Source organism: Kribbella sp. NPDC020701 (assembly GCF_055562215.1).
In genome coordinates, this window is the sequence record NZ_JBVHFT010000001.1 from 486088 (window position 1) to 503971 (window position 17884).

Sequence of the window (17884 nt, forward strand, 5' to 3'; positions counted from 1 at the left end):
TCATCCCTTCGTCGTCACGCTGACCGGCAAGGTGACCGCGAGCCGCCAGCTGTCCCCGTCCGGGCCGGCGTCCACGGTCCCCTGCAGTACGGCGACCCTTTCACGGATCCCGGCCAATCCACGGCCGCCGCCTGAGGTGTCCGAGGCGCCGCTGACCGGGTTGGTCACGGCGAGCCGCAGCCCGGAGGCGTCCAGCCGGATCGACATGTCCACGCTGAGCTCACCAGCTGGACGGCCGGCGTGCCGGATCGCGTTGGTCAGGCCCTCCTGGATGATCCGGTAGGCCTCCCGGGAGACCGCGGCCGGCAGCTGGTCCAGCCGGCCGGACCGCTCGAGCTCGACCGTGATCCCGCCGGCCCGGGTGGCGTCGACGAGCGGGTCGAGGTCGCCGAGCGTCGCCTGCGGCGTGGTCCGGGAGCCAGGCCGCCGGTCGTCGCGGAGCAGGCCGAGCACGTGGTCGAGGTCGGCCAGCGCGGCCCTGGCCGAGGTCTCGATCGCGGCCAGCGCGGTCTCGGTGAACTCCGGGTCGCTCGACAGCACCCGGCGCGCGGCGGCCGCCTGGATGGTGACGAGGCTGAGCGCGTGCCCGACGCTGTCGTGCAACTCCCGGGCCAGACGGTTGCGCTCGGCAAGCGTTGCGGTCTGTCGCTCGAGCAGCTCGATGCGCTCGGCCGCGGTTGGTCCGAGGACGCGAGGCGCCAGATGGGCGAGCAGTGCGCCGACCGCGGCCGACAGCATGAAGAGGCCGACGATCCCGCCCAGTGCGGCGGCCGGCAGCCAGAGGTCCCGCCAGGTGCCGCTGATGTTGTACGACAACCCAGGGGCGATGTCGCGCGGACCGGGGGAGCGCAACGGTGCCACCAGCCACATCGCGCCGACCACGAACACGATCGTGCTGAGAATGCCGACGACCCCGCCGGCGACCAGATGCAGGCAGAACCAGATCGTCGTCCGGCGCCGCTGCGCCCAGGTCCGCGCCGGGCCGAGCGGGCGCTCCTCGAACCGCACGCCGAGCAGCGACTCGACTGCGATGCCCTCCACCTCGCGGACCGCGGGCAACATGCCGAGCACGATCGGCGGCGTGGCCACCAGGATCGCGATGACGATGCCGCTGGCAACCTTCGGCAACTGCAGGTCCTCGGCGACCGAGCCGATCGCGCTGTCCACCAGGATGAATGCCAGCACCAGCGCGGCACCGAGCAGCAGATACACCCAGCGCAGGTACGTCGACGTCCGGACCAGGCTGGTCACCGCGTGAGCGGCGTACGACGCCCAGCGGCGCAACGGGGGCGTGGACCGGCGGCCCGGCGCCGACTCGCGCGCGGGACGCTCCGACCCGCGTACCAGTCCGTCCGTCACCCCCTCATCGTGTCAAATCCCGCCGCCTGCCACCTCCCTCCGCGGAGGGAACCCCGGGAGGGACCCTGCAACCCGGCCCGCCGAGCGTGGGCTGAGTCACCCCGGAAGTGGCGGTTTACACAAATTTGACGGGGTAGGGACGGGTTCGGAGCCGGTGGACGTCGCGATCTGCTGTCCATGCGGGTACGGTCTGTGGTCGGGGCGGGATGCCGGTCCGGACACGGACAGGCATGGGGAACGGCTCCAGGACGGGTGGCCGGCGGCTCGGCGCGGGACCCGGGGCAGTGGACGTTAAGTCGCTGTGAAGTCCCCGTGGGCCGATTGACCACCTTTGCAGATTTGATGTTTGATCAAATATCGGACGAGAGAGGTCGATATGAGGTTGAGGCGTTCCGTCATCGCACTGGTGACGGTCCTGGGGCTCGCCCTGGTCAGTGCTTGTAACAACAGTGACGACAAGGACAAGGCAGCGGACACCGGTTTGACGAAGGTCAGCTACCTGACCTCGTTCAACACCTTCGGCCGCGAGGCCTATGCGTACGTCGCTCTGGAGAAGGGCTACTTCAAGGACGCCGGCTTCGACGTCACGATCAACCCGGGCTCCGGCACGGTCGACGTGATGAAACTGGTCGCCGGCGGCCAGGCCGACTACGGGATCGGCGACTTCACCGCCGTCGTGATCACCCTGGGCAAGCAGAAGCTGCCGGTGACGACGGTCGGGATGATCCACCAGCGGTCGCTGGCCGCGATCATGTCGCTCAAGGGCTACGGCATCGAAAAGCCGGAGGACCTGATCGGCAAGTCGATCGGTGACCAGCCCGGCTCGACCAACACCGTCATGTTCCCGGTCTACGCCAAGGCCGCGAACATTCCGGTGGACCAGACCAAGTTCATCCCGTCGCCGCCGCCGGGCCTGCCGGCCCTGCTCGCCTCGGGCAAGGTGAAGGGCATCGGCCAGTTCGTGGTCGGCAAGCCGCTGGTCGAGAAGGCCGACCCGCAGCACCGGGAGGCCGTCGTGCTGCCGTACGGGAAGTTGCTGCCGGACCTCTACGGCAACGCGATCATCACCCGGACCGACCTGGCCAAGGACCACCCGGACCAGGTGAAGAAGTTCACCGGCGCGCTGCTCAAGGGTCTGCAGGACACCTATGACGACCCGGCCGCGGCCGCCGCGATCCTGAAGAAGTACGTGCCGCAGACCGACCTGACGGTGGCCACCGAAGAGCTGAAGATCATGAAGGAGTACATCAAGCCGGACGGTTTCACCGGCCCGCTGGGCGCGGTCGACCTGAACCGGGTCAAGACGGTGATCAAGCTGCTGGACGACGCCAAGGCGATCCAGCCGGCCGGTTCGGTCAAGCCCGAGGACGTCGTCACGCTGAACCTCGCGCCGAAGGCGTGAGAACAGCTAGATGATCCGGCTGGACGATGTAGGGCAGGTCTTCGACGGACGCGAGGGCCGGGTCACGGCCCTCGAGAAGATCGACCTGCACGTCCGAGCCGGCGAGTTCGTCACGCTGATCGGCCGGTCCGGGTGTGGCAAGTCCACCCTGCTCCGGCTGATCGCGGGACTCCTCCGGCCGACCAGCGGCTCGGTCCAGGTGGCGGGTGATCCCGTCACCGGGCCGCGCCGGGACGTGTCGTTCATGTTCCAGCGTCCGGCGCTGCTGCCGTGGCGGTCGGTGCTGTCCAACGTGATGCTGCCGGTCGAGATCGACGGCGGCGCCGGCGAACGGCGTGCGTCCCGGGGCAAAGCGGCGTACCGGGACCGGGCGCATCAGTTGCTCGAGCTGGTCGGCCTGCAGGGGTTCGAGCGGCGGCTGCCCCACGAGCTGTCCGGCGGTATGCAGCAGCGGGTGTCGCTGTGCCGGTCGCTGATCCGCGACCCGCAGGTGATGCTCATGGACGAGCCGTTCTCCGCGCTCGACGCGCTCACCCGGACCGAGCTGTCCGAGGAGTTGCAGCGGATCAAGATGGAGCTGTCCACCACCATCGTGTTCGTCACCCACTCGATCGAGGAGGCCGTCGTGCTGGCCGACCGAGTGGTCGTCCTGACGCCCCGGCCGGGCCGGATGCGGGAGGTCGTCGACATCGACATCCCGCGGCCCCGCAGCCTCGGCCAGAACGCGCACCTGACCGAGGTCGCGCGGATCAGCGGCCTGCTGCACGGGCTGCTCGCGGAGAAGACCGCGCTGGCGGCCGAGCGCCCGGTCGACGAGGTGCGGCAGCGATGACCAAGCGTTCCTGGCTGACCAGTTCGCCGGCCGCCGCCGTACTGCTCCCGATGATCGGCCTGGCCGGCGCGATCGTGCTGTGGTGGCTGGCCACGGTGGTGTTCTCGATCCAGCCGTACCTGCTGCCCGGCCCTGGTGACGTGTTCGTCAAGTTCTTCGACCAGCCGGGCTACCTGCTGCAGGAGACCGGGACCTCGATGCTGGAGACGATCGAGGGCTTCCTGCTCGCGATCGTGATCGGCGTACCGATCGCACTCGTGATCGTCAGCTCGGCGGTCCTGGAGCGGCTGGTCTACCCGCTGCTGCTGATGGTGAACGCGATCCCGAAGATCGCGGTCGCGCCGCTGCTGGTGATCTGGATGGGCTTCGGTCAGTGGCCGAAGGTCGTGATGGTGCTGCTGATGTGCTTCTTCCCGATTGTCATCTCGACCGCGCAGGGCATGAAGTCGACTCCCACGGAGCTGGTCGAGTTGCTCCGGTCGCTGAACGCGAGCCGGCTGCAGGAGTTCTTCAAGCTGCGGCTGCGGTACGCGATGCCGCAGATCTTCACCGGCCTCAAGGTCGCGATCTCGCTGGCCGTGATCGGCTCGGTGATCGCCGAGTTCGTCGGCGCCACCCGCGGTCTCGGCTACGTGATCCAGCAGTCCGGAGCGAGCGCCGACACGACGCTCGCGTTCGCCGCGATCACCCTGCTCAGCATCATGAGCATCGTCTTGTTCTACGCGCTGGTCCTGCTGGAGCACCTCCTGCTGCCCTGGGCGCAGGAGACGCGGTGACAGCACTTTTGGCCGGGCCTCCGGCGCCGGCGTGGTCATCGGGCCCTGGCTCCCGGCCTTCCCTCGTCGCTCCGGTCGCTTCGCTCCCTGCGCTCCTCAGTCCAGGCCGGGAGGCCCGATGACCGCTCAAGCGTCCGACGCGGATCGGCGCGTGCTCGTGCGGCCTGCCTGGCTGGAAGCGACCGTCTCGGCTGTTTTCACCTCGCTCGGTTTCGACCCGGCCGACTCGGCGAAGATCGCCAATGCCCTGGTCGAGGCCGACCTGCGCGGTGTCAGTTCGCACGGTGTGATGCTGGTTCCGATGTACGTCGAGCGCCTGAACGCCGGCGGTGTCACCCGCGAGCGCGAGCTCGACATCCTGTACGACGCCGGCGCCGCGATGGTCGTGGACGCGCGCGGCGGGATGGGGCAGCTGTCCAGTCCGCAGGCGATGGGACACGCGATCGAGCGGGCCGGCCGGTACGGCATCGGTCTGGTGTCGGTCCGCAACGCGCACCACTTCGGGGCGGCCAGCCGGTGGGCCATGCAGGCCGGTCAGGCGGGGTGCATCGGCGTCGCGATGTCGAACACCACGCCGCTGATGCCGGCGCCGGGCGGGGCCGAGCGGGTCGTCGGCAACAACCCGCTGGCGATCGCCGTGCCGACCTCGGCCGGGGTGGAGATCGTGCTGGACATGGCCCTGTCGGCCGTTGCCCTGGGCAAGATCCGGCTGGCGGCGTCGGCCGGGCGGCCGATCCCCGATACCTGGGCGACCGACCCGTCCGGGACGCCGACCACGGACCCGGAGGAGGCCGTGCTCGGGATGCTGCTGCCCGCGGCCGGCCACAAGGGCTTCGGGCTGGCGCTGATGATCGACGTCCTGACCGGCGTACTGAGCGGTGGCGGCTGGGGCGACCAGGTCCGTCCGCTGTACCGGGAGCCGGACCGGCCGAACGACTGTGCCCACCTGTTCCTGGCCATCGACCCGGAGCTGATGGGCGGAGTGGAGAGTTTCCGGCGGCGCTCGTCCGGACTGGCGACGCGGGTCCGGAGCAGCGCGACGGCGCCGGGAGTGAACCGGCTGCACCTGCCGGGGGAGATCGAGGCGGAACGGGCAGCACACCAGCGGCGGCACGGCGTACTGATCGAGAGGTCGGGGCTGGACGGGCTGCTGGCGGCCGCGCGCGCGGTCGGTGCCGTCGTTCCGGCGGGAGGGCTACTGAACTGATGCCGAAGACACAGATTTCGACGACCACGCTGCACAGCCCGAACGGGGTGTTCTCACAGGCCACCACGATCGAGGCGACCGGGCGGTTCGTGTTCGTCTCCGGGATGACCGCGCGCCGTCCGGACGGCAGCATCGCCGGCGTCGGCGACATCCGGGAGCAGACGCGGCAGGTGTGCGAGAACGTCCAGGCGGCGGTCCAGGCCGCCGGCGGCACGCTCGCGGACGTCTGCCGGGTGGATGTGTACGTGCGCAACATGGAGGACTTCGCCAAGATCCACGAGATCCGGGCGCAGTACTTCACCGAGCCGCTGCCGGCCTCGACGATGGTCGAGGTCAGCAAGCTCGCGCACCCTGACTACCTGATCGAGATCAACGCGATCGCAGTGATCTCATGACTGCGCTCATTGCCACGCCTCCGGCGCGGCGGGTCGTGGGGCTGTTACTCCCGGCCTTCCCTCGTCGCTCCAGTCGCTTCGCTCCCTACGCTCCTCGGTCCAGGCCGGGGGGCCCCATGACCGGGGGGATTCGGATGCGTGGCGTCGAGTGGACCTGAGATGCGGTACGTGATGGTGGAGTACGCCGGGCAGGAGCGCCCCGGCGTACTCGAGGGGGACTCGGTCCTGGTGCTGACGGCAACGGATCTGACCGAGGTGATCCAGGGCGGCGCGGAGCTCTCGGGGGAGAAGATCCCTTACGACGAAGCGATGCTGCGGCCGCCGCTGCGGCGGTTCCGGCGCGACATCCTGTGCACCGGGTGGAACTACTGGGACCACTTCGAGGAGAGCAAGGGCAAGCGCGAGGGCCAGGACGTGGACCGGCCCGAGCATCCGACGTTCTTCACCAAGGGCCCGGACGTGGTGATCGGTCCGTACGACGACATCGCCTGGGATCCGGAGATCTCGGCCAAGTGGGACTACGAGGCCGAGGTCGCGCTGGTGATCGGCACGACCGGCCGGAACATACCCGTCTCCGAAGCTCTGGATCATGTCTGGGGCTACACGCTGGCCAACGACGTGTCGCAGCGCGATCTGCAGCGGGCGCACGGCGGGCAGTGGCTGAAGGGCAAGAGCATCGACAACACCATGCCGCTCGGGCCGTGGATCGTGACCGCCGACGAGCTCGGCGACCCACAGGACATCCAGCTGCAGTGCCTGGTGAACGGTGAGGTGCGGCAGGACGCGTCGACCCGGCAGATGGCCTACGACGTCGCCACTTTGATCAGTGAGTTGTCGTTCGGTATGACACTGCGCCCTGGCGACCTGCTGCTGACCGGGACCCCGGCCGGCATCGGCAACGCCCGGGAGCCGCAGGTGTTCCTGCAGGAGGGCGACGTGGTCGTCACTCGTGCGGACAAGATCGGCGAGCTACGCAACAAGGTGGCCCGCGCATGAGCGGCCCGTTGGAGTTGCTGCCCGGTGGTGGCAAGGGAGGGCGTCGTACTCTCGCGGAGCACGCCGCGGCCGAACTGCACCAGCTGATCCTGTCCGGTGAGCTTCCCAGCGGTACGCCGTTGCGCCTGGTGGAGCTCGCGAATCGGCTGGAGATGAGCCAGATGCCGGTCCGCGAAGGACTCCGCCGGCTGGAGGCGCTCGGACTGGTCGAGATCATCCCGCACCGCGGTGCGTGGGTGCGTGACCTGTCGGTGGAGGACCTGCGGGACACGCATGAGACGCGGCTGGCCTTGGAGTCGCTCGCCGTACGCGCCGCCGCGGGGCGATTCACCGATGACGACTTCGAGAAGGCGGCGGCCGCACTGGCCGACCACCTCCAGCTGTCCCGGACCCACGACTCGGCGGGTGCCCGGCAGGCGCATGCGGACTTCCACTTCGCCATCTACCGCGCGAGCGGGTCGCAGTGGCTTCCGCGGGCGATCGAGCCGGTCTGGCAGAACAGTGAGCGCTACCGGTTCGGCAGCCGGCCGACCGCGTTCCTGATCGAGCGGAACCGGCAGGAGCACCAGGCGATCCTGGACGCGTGTGTCGCCGGCAACCCGGACGCGGCCGAGCAGGCATTGCGCAACCATCTGGCCGGCGCGTTCCAGCGGATCACCGACACCATGACGTCGAAGCAGAAGGAGTCGTCATGAAGGTGAGCTTCGACGCGACCGGTGAGGTCGTGGTGATCACAGGTGGCGCGCGCGGGATCGGTGCGGCCCTGGCCGCGGCGGTGAACGCCTGCGGCGGGACAGCGGTGGTCTTCGACCTTGTGAAGCCGGCCGACCCCGCGGTCGTGTACGTCGAGGTCGACGTCGCGGACCGGGTCTCGGTAGAGACGGCTGTGTCGGCTGTCCTCGACCGGTACGGCCGGATCGATGGACTGGTCGCCGGTGCGGCTGTGCAGCCTCGGTCAACGGTGCTGGAGACGGATCCGGCCGAGTGGACCAGGACTCTGCAGGTGAACCTCGACGGTGTGGTGTGGACGTGTCAGGCCGTAGTACCGCACATGGTGTCGCGGCGGTCCGGGTCGGTGGTCGTGTTCACATCGGGCATGGCTGTCACCGGGTACGCCGGTGCGGCGGCGTACGCGTCGAGCAAGGCCGCACTGATCGCCTTCGCCAAGACACTGGCCGCCGAAGTGGCTCAGCACCGGGTGCGGGTGAACGTGGCCGCGCCAGGCGTGATCGACACCGAGCAGTTCCGAGGAGCGAACGCCGGTGCGGACCGGTCGCACTGGCAGGACACCATAGGTATCGGCGACCCCGAGGACGTGGTCGGTCCGCTGCTGTTCCTGCTGTCCGACGCGGCCGCGATGACCGGGTCCGTCCTGACCCGGGAGCGGGCCTTTGCGAAGCTGACAACCTTCGCGAAGCGAGAAAACGACTACAGCTCCGGGAGTGATGAGTGACTGCTGACCAGCTGCCCGTCGCCGTCGTCGGTGCCGGGCCGATCGGCCTCACCACGGCCCTCGGCCTGGCGCACTACGGCGTACCGTTCGTGCTGCTCGAGGAGGACGCCGTCCTGTCCTCGGACACCAAGGCCGGGACGACGCTCAGCCGGACGCTGGAGATCTGGAACCGGTACGGCGCGGTCGACGGGATCCTGGCGGCCGCACTGCGGATCGACGAGATCGGTGACATCGACCGGGCCAGCAACACGCCGCGGGCCTCGGTGCAGCTGGCCGAGCTGGTCAACGACACGCAGTTCCCGTTCGTGATCAACCTGCCGCAGCAGAAGATGGAGCCGATCCTGGCCGCGGCGCTGGAACAGCCGGTACTGACCCGGCACCGACTGCTGTCGTTCGATGTCCTGGACGACCGGGTCGTGCTGCACGTGGAGACGCCGGACGGGCCGCGCGACATCGAGGCCTCGCACCTGCTCGCGTGTGACGGTGGCCGGAGCAAGATCCGCGATGCGCTCGATGTGAAGGTGGTGGGGCAGACCCTGCCCGAGCGGTACATGCTGATCGATGTCCTGGTGGACCTCGACGTCAACAACGCGCGGGACTATCCGTACCTCGCCTACTTCGCGGACAAGTCCGAGTGGATGGTGCTGATCCGGCAGCCGGACAACTGGCGCTTCCTGTTCCCGCTCGGTCCCGGGGCGGAGCCGCCGGGCGACGAGGACCTGCTGGTCAAGGTGAAGCAGTTCATCGGCGAGGTGGACCGGATCGAGCTCCTCGGCTCGGTCGTCTACAACGTGCACCATCGGGTCGCCGACCAGTGGACGGTGGACCGCAAGGTGTTCCTGATGGGCGACGCGGCTCACCTGATCACGCCGATGTGGGCGCTGGGGCTGAACACCGGTGCTCTGGACGCGTCCAACCTGCCATGGCGACTGGCCTGGGTACTTCGTGGCTGGGCTTCGGATACCTTGCTCGATGGCTACGAGCAGGAGCAGCGGCCGGTGGCGATCGAGGGCTCGGGCGAGATGGCCGAGGCCGCACGCAAGTACATGGCCCATCAGCGTGGTGCCGTCACTGAGGACACGGGTGCTTGGGCGACGGCGTACAACCGCACGCTGCTGAGTGTCCGGCTCGACGTGGACGGTGTGGGCGACTGGTCGATGGTTGCGACCAGTGCTGGACCTCCCGCCGTCCGGGCGGGTGACCGGGCTCCTGACCTGGTGCTGCAGAGCCCCACCGGCCGGACGACGATCCACGACCTGTGCCGGGACTCGTTCGTCGCGCTGTACTTCACCGACGTACGGCGGCGCCCGGACATCCCGGTGAACGACTCGCCGGCGTTGAAGCACTACGCCGTCTCCCGGTGGGACGCCCCGCACGACTCCGGTCTGCGGGACCGGGCTCTGTTCGATCCGGGCAGCATTGCCACGAACAGGTACGACGTACCGCCGGAGAGCGTCGTACTGGTCCGGCCGGACGGGCACATCGCCGCGGTGGCTCCTATAGGCGCCGGTGTGGCCGAGGAGCTCTACACCCGGATCACCGGCCGCCCCGTCCCTCGGGAGGTCTCGTGACGTTCGACGAGCCGCTGCGGGAGGTGTTGCTGCAGACGGAGGACCTGGAGTGGGTGGAGAAGTCGCTCGCCGGGCTGTCGCACAAGATGCTGTGGCGTGACCCGGAGACCGAAGCGTCGATCGCGCTGGTGCGGTTCGAAAAGGGGTCGGGGATCCCGTCGGAGCACAAGCACGCCTCGAACCAGTTCATGTTCTGCCTGTCCGGGCGGTACGTGTACCTGCCGACCGGGACGACTCTGACCAAGGGCAGCTTCTACTGGAACCCCAAGGGTGTCGTGCACGGGCCGACCCTCGCCGAGGAGACGTCCGTCCTGCTGGAGGTCTACGACGGCCCGCACTACCCGGAGCGGCCGGCGTTCTACGACAACGACGAGGACGCCCGCTGACATGGCCGGCTGGGACATCCACACGCACCTGATACCGCCGACTGTGCTGTCGGCGGCTCACCGCGGTGAGTTCGGCCTGTCGATCGACGGCGGTTGGCTGTTGATCGACGGGGAGCGACTGCCGTTGAGGCGCCTGGCTGACCCGGCTGCGCTGCTGCAGTGGATCGCTGACCAGGACCTGGATGGTGCTGTGGTGTCCGTTCCACCCGCCCTGTTCCGGTACGACGCCGGCGTCGAGTGGGCCGAGCTGGTGAACCAGGGGCTTCGGGAGCTCGCCACACCTCAGCTGCGCGTCCTCGGCCAGGTGCCACTGCTCGATCCGTCCGCACCGGCCGTTGCGGCGGACCTGGCGGGCGAAGGCGTCTTCAGCGGCTTCGCCCTGGGTACGCCGAGCTACGCGGGACTGGATCCGCTCTGGCAGGTGCTCGACGAGCTGGCCGCGTTCACCCTCATTCATCCCGGTCACAGTGACGACAAGCGGCTTGAGTCGTTCTATCTATCGAATCTGTTGGGGAATCCGTACGAGACCGGGGTCGCAGCGGCGTCGCTGGTCTTCGCGGATGTGCCGGGGCGGTTTCCGGGGATCCGGTTCTGCCTGTGCCATGGGGGTGGTGTGACGGCGGCGCTGGCCGGACGGTGGCAGCGCGGGGTCGATCAGGACCGGCCGGGGATCAAGCCGCTGTCCCTGCCGGTCGCGGAGGCACTGCGCCGGTTCTACGTCGACGACCTGGTGCACGACGACGCCGTACTGGAACTGCTGACGAAGACGTTCGGCGCCGAGCGGGTGCTGGCCGGGAGCGACTGGCCGTTCCCGATGGGGAGTGATGCGGTCTCTGCCGCGCGCGCGGCAGCGGCCGAAGAACTGACCCGGCCGCTGGCGAAGGGGGTTGTCGCCTCGTGAGACAGCTCTTTCGTCAGGGCCAAGGTGTGATCAGATATCAAATCGTGGTGAACGGGGATGAGGCATGAGCGAGCGCAGCGAGTTCATCATCAAGCACAGCGTGCATTGCGCCTCATCCGCGCCCGGAGTGAAGCGAGGACGTGGATGAGCTGGCGGGGGATTGTGTTACGGAGTCACGGTCCAGGGGAGCAGCTGAAGGCCGAAGAGGTCGAGCTGGTCGCGGGTCCGGGCGAGACGCTGGTGGAGATGCGGCTTGCTGCCGTGACTCAGCAGGACAGGTCGGTGCTGGCGGGCAAACAGCCCAGTGTGCCGTTCGTGCCGGGCTCAGAGGGCGCCGGTGTTGTCGTCAGCTCGTCCGTTCTGGAAGCCGGCACTCCGGTGGTGGTTCGTGGCGAGGGTGTCGGGATGACCGGACCTGGTCTGTGGGGCCAGTACGCCGTCGTACCGGACGCCGCCGTACATCGGCTGCCTTCGGCTCTGGACCCGGCGACCGCGGTGGCGTTGCTGACACCTGCTCTGACCGCTCACACCGCCGTACGACGGGTTGCGGCGGTGGTCGAGGGCGAGACGGTCGTGGTCACCGGGATCACCAGTCTGGTCGGGCGACTGTGTGCTGCGGTGGCGCAGTCGGCCGGTGCGGCGAAGGTGATCGGGCTGGCGTGGACCACTGAGTCCGTGCAAGCGACGGCCGGACTGGTCGACCAGATCGTCAGGGTGGACGAGTTGGGGCAGGTCGGACGCGAGCTGCCCTGGTGTGACGCTGCCATCGACACTGTGGGCGGTCCGGTGACCAGTGGGGTGCTCGGACACATCACTCCCGGCGGACGGCTCGCCGTACTGGGTTATCGAGCCGGTGAGTTCACCACGATCGATCTGCATCAGTTGATCGGCCGCGACCTGCGGGTGCTGCCGGTGAATCTGCAGCGGACCGTTCTGGAGCCTGGTGCGATCAGTCAGGCGATGGCGGATATCGCGCCGGCGCAGTGGCGACCGGAGTACGAGCTGCTGCCCGCGGACCGTGTCGGTGAGGTGCTGGATCGGCAAGCAGGGCGGGTTTTGCTGGACCTGAGCACGCTCAGCTGAGTGCCGTTTGCGGGCAGCGTGGACTAGACCACTCAGGTGTGTTGAGGCTCCCGCCGGGCAATCTGTTGTGGAAAGCCCCGAGATACCCGAGCGGCGGCTACGGTTACCTCCCAGAGTTGTATGCAGTGGAGGAGAGAGGCAGCCCGCACCAGATGACCCGACGACTCGAGCTCACGCCTGGGGGACCGACCGGCCGTCGTACTCTCGCCGAGGAAGCTGCCGCCGAACTGCATGAGCTCATCCTGTCCGGCGAACTCCCCAGCGGTACGGCGCTCCGGCTGGAGGAGCTCGCCAAGCGGCTGGACATGAGCCAGATGCCGATCCGGGAAGGTCTGCGGCGGATGGCGGCGCTCGGGCTGGTCGAGATCGTTCCGCACAAGGGCGCCTGGGTGCGTGAGCTGTCGATGGAGGACTTGCGCGATACGCATGCGACCCGGCTGGCGCTGGAGTCCCTCGCGGTCCGTGCGGCCGCGACCCGGTTCGCGGAGTCGGATGCGGCGCTGGCGCGGACCGCACTGGCCGAGCATGTCCGGCTGTCGAAGCTCGGCGACAACATCGCCTCCCGGCAGGCGCACACCGAGTTCCACTTCGCCATCTACCGGGCCGGCGGCTCGCGCTGGCTGCCGCGCGCGATCGAGCCGGTCTGGCAGAACAGCGAGCGTTACCGGTTCGGCTCCCGGCAGACCAAGGCGCGGATCGAACAGACCCGGCGTGAGCACCAGGCCATCCTTGATGCCTGTCTCGCCCACGACGAGGCCGGCGCGGAGGCCGCTCTGCGTGAACACCTGGAAGGCGCCATGCAGCGCATCACGCAGACGATGGAACGCCGCTCCAAGCCTTGAGGACTTCGAAGCGGTCGTGCTGCCAGCCGGACGCGTCGAAGACTGCCCTGAGCAGCAGGCCGTCACCCCGTGAGTCGTACGACGTGACGAGGTCGGACAGCTCCTGTGTGCCTAGGCCGTCGTAGTACTGGTCGAGTGCTTGGCGTCTCTGCAGCTCGGATGCACCGGAGATCTCCTCCAGCGGTGTGTCGTCGTCGCACCCGACAACGTGGCCTGAACCTACATTTTCGCCAGGTAGCAGTCTTTGCACGAGTTGTTGGCCCGCACGGACGTCCTTCGCGCGTAGGCGTGCACCCAACGCGCGACAGGGCTTTTGTTGTACGGCTCGGCGGACCGCGTCGTGGATGGCGATGTGGTCGGGGTGGCCCGTGAGCCCATCGCTGCCGACCGTGAGCACCAGCTCCGGTGAGAACTGCGCGATGCTCTTCTCGATCTCTTCCGCGACCTCACCGAGCTCAGCGCTCGCCAGGGTGCGCGGTCCGTTGGCACCGCCGTCGTCGATCCACCGGTCCGTGCCGCCGAGCCAGTCCCACTCGTCGATCCCGAGCAGTGCGCAGGCGGCCGGCAGCTTCTCTGCCGCTGTCCAGACTCCTCGAGTGGCAGTGCGCAGTACGACGTGCCACCCCTGCGCACTCAGCACAGAGGTGGCAGCGCCGGTCGCGAACACCTCGTCGTCCGGGTGGGCGTGGACGACGAGCGCCGTACGCATCGCTCAGTCAGCCAGGCGGGCGGGGAAGCCACCCGTCGCGAGCGGGCTCCAGCGTTCCGGGGTGATGCGGATCAGGCACTTGCCCTGAGTCCGCATGGCTTCGCGGTACTCGTCCCAGTCCGGGTGCTCACCGGAGATCGAGCGGTAGTAGTCGACCAGGGGCTCCACTGCGTCCGGGAGCTCGATCACCTCGCCGCTGCCGTCCACCTGCACCCACGCGCCGTTCCAGTCGTCCGACAGCACGAGAACGCTGGCCCGCCCCTCACGCTTCACGTTGGTGCTCTTGGCCCGCTCCGGGTACGACGAGATGACGATGCGGCCCTCGGTGTCGACGCCACCCGAGACCGGCGACGCTTGCGGCGTACCGTCCGCGCGGGTGGTGATCAGCAGCATGTGGTGACGGGGCCGGACGAACTCCAGCAGCCCATCGAGGTCGACCTTGGTGTTGGTGGCAATAGTCCTCGGCATGCCCCCACCCTATGGGCTGGCGATCGGATTGACATGTTCGAACAGGTGTTCGAACATGGGGTTATGACGGGGACTTCCGCAGTCGGCCAGGAAGGTCGGGTCACGGCGCTCGACCAGGCTCGGATGCTCCTTGCCCGGGCTCAGGAAGCTACCCGGGATCTCCCTGATCAGCCCACTCCTCGTCTCACCGCGGTCAGCGGTTTCGACCCGGACTCTCCACACGACCTCGATCCGGACCCCCATGATCACCCCGCCGCTCCCACGGCGCGCCTCGCCTCGGTCACCGGGTTCGATACGCGGGTCACCGAGACGCGGGTGCAGCAGGCGCTGGACACCGCCGGTGTGGAGCGGGCGCTGCCCACGCTGCCGGCGGTGTCCGAGTTGCTGTCCGGGGCCAGCTTGCGCGGCGGATCGGCGTACTCGGTGCGTGGTAGTGCCGCGTTGGTGATGGCGTTGATGGCCGGCCCGTCCGCGGAGGGTGCGTGGTGCGGAGTCGTCGGGCTGCCGTCGTTCGGCGCGGAGGCGGCGCGCGGGCTCGGGGTCGACCTGGAGCGGCTCGTGCTGGTGCCCGAACCGGGACACGACTGGCTCAACGTCGTCGCCGCGCTGGTCGACGCACTGACCGTGGTGGTCGTCCGTCCGCCCGGTGAGGTGACGCCGGGGGAGGCATCCCGGCTCGCCGCGCGGCTGCGGACGCGGGGGGCGATGCTGATCGCGTCCGGTTCCTGGCCGGGAAGTGAGGCCCGGTTCGAGGTGGAGAGCAACACCTGGACCGGCCTGGGCGAGGGTGAAGGTCTGCTCACCGCCCGGCAGGCGACGGTCGTGGTGACCGGCCGGAGAGCCGCCGTGCATCCCCGGCGGCACCAGCTCTGGCTTCCCGGCCCGGACGGCAGCATCCGCTCCGCTGCGGCCGAGACCGTGCAGGAAGAGTCTGGGTGGGATGACATCGAGGCAGTGGGCTGATGGACGGGCTGACTCGCACGATGGTGATCTGGGTGCCGGACTGGCCGGTGACAGCGGCCGCGGTGGCGACGGGCCGTTCCCCCGATGAGCCGATCGCCCTGCTGGAGAAGGGCAAGGTGCTCGCCACCTCCGCCGCCGCACGGGCCGAGGGAGTGCGCCGCGGTCAGCGCGCCCGGGACGCGCAGTCGCGGTGCCCGGAGCTCGTCGTACTGAAGTACGACCCGGTGATCGACGCCCGCGCGTTCGACCCGGTGATCGCGTGTCTGGAGGCGCTCACGCCCGGCGTCCAGGTGATCCGCCCGGGCATGTGCGCGTTGAAGGCGCGCGGTCCGGCCCGGTTCTACGGCAGTGAGTCCACGGCCGCGGAGAAGCTGCTCGACCGGCTGGAGACGTTCGATGTCCTCGGTGGCCGGGTCGGGATCGCCGACGGTCCGTTCGCGGCCGAGCAGGCGGCCCGGGCGAGCTCGGCGCGGACGCGGATCCACGTGGTGCCGGCCGGAGGATCCCCGGAGTTCCTGGCGCCGCTCACCGTCGAGGTCCTCGAGCAGCCCACCCTCACGGACCTGCTCCGCCGGCTCGGGCTGCGGTCGCTGGGCGCGTTCGCGAAGCTGTCCGGCACCGAGGTGCTGACCCGGTTCGGTCCGGCCGGTGCCTTCGCGCACCGGCTCGCCTGTGGGTACGACGATCGCCCGGTGGTGGGCCGGGAGATCCCGCCGGAGCTCACCCGCACCCTCGACTTCGAGCCGGCCGTGGACCGGGTCGACCAGGTCGCCTTCGCGGTCCGCTCGGTCGCCGACGAGCTGATCGCCCGGCTGACCGAGCTCGGCCTGGTGTGTACGACGCTCCGGGTCGAGATCGGCACCGAGTCCGGGCGGATCCACGAGCGGGAGTGGTTGCATCCACGCTGGTTCACCGCGGCCGACGTGGTGGACCGGGTCCGCTGGCAACTGCAGGGGAGCGGTACGGCGACCAGCGAGCTGACGTCACCCGTCGTACGGCTCCGGCTCGTCCCCGACCAGGCGGATCCCGTCGGTGCGCACGTCGACGGGCTGTGGGGTGGTGGGCCGGACGAGCGGATCCACCGGGCACTGTCGCGGGTCCAGAGCATGCTCGGTCACGGTGCCGTCGCGTCGGTGGTGATCGGCGGCGGGCGCGGATTCGCGGAGCGGCAGACGCTGATCCCGTGGGGCGACCGCCCGGTGCCGGCCCGCCCGCCGGACCAGCCCTGGCCGGGTGCGATCGCATCCACCGATCCCGCGCGTTGGCCGGTGCTCGCACCCACCACGATCTTCCCCCAGCCCCTGCTGGCGAAGGTGTACGCCGAGGACGGCACCGAGGTCTCGGTCACCGCCCGCGGCGACCTCTCCGGCACCCCCACCGCCTTCCGCCTGGCCCCCGCCCCCCAAGTTGCCGACAGCAACAAACTCCACCCGATCACCGCCTGGGCCGGCCCCTGGCTCACCGACGAACGCTGGTGGGACCCCACCACCGAGTCCCGCCAGGCCCGCTTCCAGTTCCACACCGCCGACACCCGAGCCTGGCTCTTCACCCTCCACCAAACAACCTGGCAAGCCCAAGCCACCTACGACTAACCCCCCCCGCCCACCCCAGCACCACATCCTCCCCGACCGGCACCTGGCCAAACCCACCCCAGCACCACCCGCACCAAGTACACCCGCCCGGGTAGCACCACCTGAACACCCGCCCCGGCAGCACCACCGCACCGAGTACACCCGCCCGGGTAGCACCACCTGAACACCCGCCCCGGCAGCACCACCCGCACCGAGTACAACCCGCCCGGGTAGCACCCCCAGCCCCACCTACCCCGGAGAACCCCCGCCTGAGCAGCACGTGTCTCGGGCGGCCTGGCCGTACTCCAGGAACACTCGCGCCAGCACAACCCGCCGGGTGTACACCGACTGACCACCGACCGCGCCAGCACCAGCCCCACCCACCCCGTGCGCTCCCACAGCACCACCTGTCCCTGGGTCGGCACCACCCGCCGTGCGCTGGCTCGGTAGCCGGTGGTTGTGGTTGCGGCGAGGAACGCGGGTGTGGATCGAGTCGTGGGTAGTGGTTGGCGTGTGTGTTCTCCGCAGGTGGTGAGTCGTGGGTTGGGGTTGCCGTGTCCGGCGAGTCGGCCGCCTGGATCCACGACTCGGTCGTCGGGGCGGGCGTGGAGCTCGCTGGCCCCGGTCAGCCCGTCGGCGTTCAGCTGGTCGAACATGTCCGCGAACATTTCAGGGGATAACCCCCAAGCTGGAGGGTTGCCCACTCAGAATCCGAGGGGGCAACCCTCCAGCTCGGGGGTTATCCCCTCGAATGTTGTTGGTGCGGGGCGGTCGGGGCGGCTGCTATGGCGGATTCGGGGGCGGATTCGGGGGCGGAATCGGGGGCGGCGCGATTCGGTGGCGGATGCGTAGGTGGTGGGGACGGGGTGTGGTGGACGTGTCGTGGGGGAGGTGGGTAGGGAGTGTCGGTGAGAATGGCGTGATGGATGGAGAGATGGTGGTGGAGGGGCTCGGGGATGCGCAGTTTGGG

18 protein-coding genes are annotated in these 17884 nt (G+C 69.3%); 15 read left to right on the forward strand and 3 right to left on the reverse strand.

Translation table 11 applies throughout. The annotated features are described in order from the left end of the window. Positions 1-1359: a sensor histidine kinase gene (locus ACZ3HV_RS02205; RefSeq protein WP_465680026.1), complete on the reverse strand. Its 1359-nt coding sequence runs from the start codon at positions 1357-1359 to the stop codon at positions 1-3. A gap of 376 nt (positions 1360-1735) precedes the next feature. On the opposite strand from ACZ3HV_RS02205, the gene ACZ3HV_RS02210 reads away from it, so the two are divergent. The 13 genes from ACZ3HV_RS02210 to ACZ3HV_RS02270 all read left to right on the forward strand — a co-directional run bounded on the left by ACZ3HV_RS02210 (position 1736) and on the right by ACZ3HV_RS02270 (position 13203). Beyond that, positions 1736-2761, forward strand: coding sequence for an ABC transporter substrate-binding protein (locus tag ACZ3HV_RS02210; protein ID WP_465680028.1), 1026 nt, complete (start codon positions 1736-1738; stop codon positions 2759-2761). Between the two features lie 10 nt (positions 2762-2771). Continuing rightward, positions 2772-3593, forward strand: a complete 822-nt coding sequence (locus ACZ3HV_RS02215) for an ABC transporter ATP-binding protein (RefSeq protein ID WP_465680030.1) — start codon at positions 2772-2774, stop codon at positions 3591-3593. Then, positions 3590-4369, forward strand: a complete 780-nt coding sequence (locus tag ACZ3HV_RS02220; protein WP_465680032.1) for an ABC transporter permease — start codon at positions 3590-3592, stop codon at positions 4367-4369. The genes ACZ3HV_RS02215 and ACZ3HV_RS02220 overlap by 4 nt, the downstream gene beginning before the upstream one ends. Before the next feature lie 118 nt (positions 4370-4487). Then, complete coding sequence (locus ACZ3HV_RS02225) at positions 4488-5576, forward strand: Ldh family oxidoreductase (protein ID WP_465680034.1); 1089 nt, start codon at positions 4488-4490, stop codon at positions 5574-5576. Then, positions 5576-5971 carry a RidA family protein gene (locus tag ACZ3HV_RS02230; RefSeq protein WP_465680036.1) on the forward strand — a complete coding sequence of 132 codons (396 nt, stop codon included), beginning with the start codon at positions 5576-5578 and terminating at the stop codon, positions 5969-5971. The genes ACZ3HV_RS02225 and ACZ3HV_RS02230 overlap by 1 nt, the downstream gene beginning before the upstream one ends. Before the next feature lie 159 nt (positions 5972-6130). Next, a complete protein-coding gene (locus ACZ3HV_RS02235; protein WP_465680038.1) occupies positions 6131-6967 on the forward strand; it encodes a fumarylacetoacetate hydrolase family protein in 837 nt (278 codons plus the stop codon). Beyond that, positions 6964-7662, forward strand: coding sequence for a GntR family transcriptional regulator (locus ACZ3HV_RS02240; RefSeq protein ID WP_465680040.1), 699 nt, complete (start codon positions 6964-6966; stop codon positions 7660-7662). Before ACZ3HV_RS02235 ends, ACZ3HV_RS02240 begins: the two co-directional genes overlap by 4 nt. Next, the gene (locus ACZ3HV_RS02245; RefSeq protein ID WP_465680042.1) at positions 7659-8420 is read left to right on the forward strand and encodes an SDR family NAD(P)-dependent oxidoreductase; all 762 of its coding nucleotides are present in this window, start codon (positions 7659-7661) and stop codon (positions 8418-8420) included. Before ACZ3HV_RS02240 ends, ACZ3HV_RS02245 begins: the two co-directional genes overlap by 4 nt. Continuing rightward, positions 8417-9991: an FAD-dependent monooxygenase gene (locus tag ACZ3HV_RS02250; RefSeq protein WP_465680044.1), complete on the forward strand. Its 1575-nt coding sequence runs from the start codon at positions 8417-8419 to the stop codon at positions 9989-9991. Before ACZ3HV_RS02245 ends, ACZ3HV_RS02250 begins: the two co-directional genes overlap by 4 nt. Next, positions 9988-10377: a cupin domain-containing protein gene (locus ACZ3HV_RS02255; protein ID WP_465680046.1), complete on the forward strand. Its 390-nt coding sequence runs from the start codon at positions 9988-9990 to the stop codon at positions 10375-10377. The genes ACZ3HV_RS02250 and ACZ3HV_RS02255 overlap by 4 nt, the downstream gene beginning before the upstream one ends. 1 nt (position 10378) lies before the next feature. Beyond that, entirely contained in the window at positions 10379-11278 is a 900-nt protein-coding gene (locus ACZ3HV_RS02260; protein WP_465680048.1) for an amidohydrolase family protein, read from the forward strand. 144 nt (positions 11279-11422) lie between these two features. Next, positions 11423-12361 (forward strand): alcohol dehydrogenase catalytic domain-containing protein, encoded by a 939-nt coding sequence (locus tag ACZ3HV_RS02265; RefSeq protein ID WP_465680050.1) that lies wholly within the window; start codon positions 11423-11425, stop codon positions 12359-12361. 152 nt (positions 12362-12513) lie between these two features. Beyond that, positions 12514-13203, forward strand: coding sequence for a GntR family transcriptional regulator (locus ACZ3HV_RS02270; RefSeq protein ID WP_360378813.1), 690 nt, complete (start codon positions 12514-12516; stop codon positions 13201-13203). Here ACZ3HV_RS02270 and ACZ3HV_RS02275 read toward each other — a convergent pair. Together ACZ3HV_RS02275 and ACZ3HV_RS02280 are read right to left on the reverse strand one after the other, a co-directional pair. After that, on the reverse strand, positions 13169-13912 hold the full coding sequence (locus ACZ3HV_RS02275) for a PIG-L deacetylase family protein (RefSeq protein ID WP_465680052.1): 744 nt from the start codon (positions 13910-13912) through the stop codon (positions 13169-13171). The genes ACZ3HV_RS02270 and ACZ3HV_RS02275 overlap by 35 nt on opposite strands. A 3-nt stretch (positions 13913-13915) precedes the next feature. Beyond that, on the reverse strand, positions 13916-14380 hold the full coding sequence (locus ACZ3HV_RS02280) for a PPOX class F420-dependent oxidoreductase (protein ID WP_360378818.1): 465 nt from the start codon (positions 14378-14380) through the stop codon (positions 13916-13918). A gap of 63 nt (positions 14381-14443) precedes the next feature. On the opposite strand from ACZ3HV_RS02280, the gene ACZ3HV_RS02285 reads away from it, so the two are divergent. Both ACZ3HV_RS02285 and ACZ3HV_RS02290 read left to right on the forward strand, forming a co-directional pair. Beyond that, positions 14444-15343, forward strand: coding sequence for a hypothetical protein (locus ACZ3HV_RS02285; RefSeq protein ID WP_465680055.1), 900 nt, complete (start codon positions 14444-14446; stop codon positions 15341-15343). Then, positions 15343-16935, forward strand: coding sequence for a DNA polymerase Y family protein (locus ACZ3HV_RS02290; protein WP_465680057.1), 1593 nt, complete (start codon positions 15343-15345; stop codon positions 16933-16935). Before ACZ3HV_RS02285 ends, ACZ3HV_RS02290 begins: the two co-directional genes overlap by 1 nt. Positions 16936-17884: the final 949 nt, after the last annotated feature.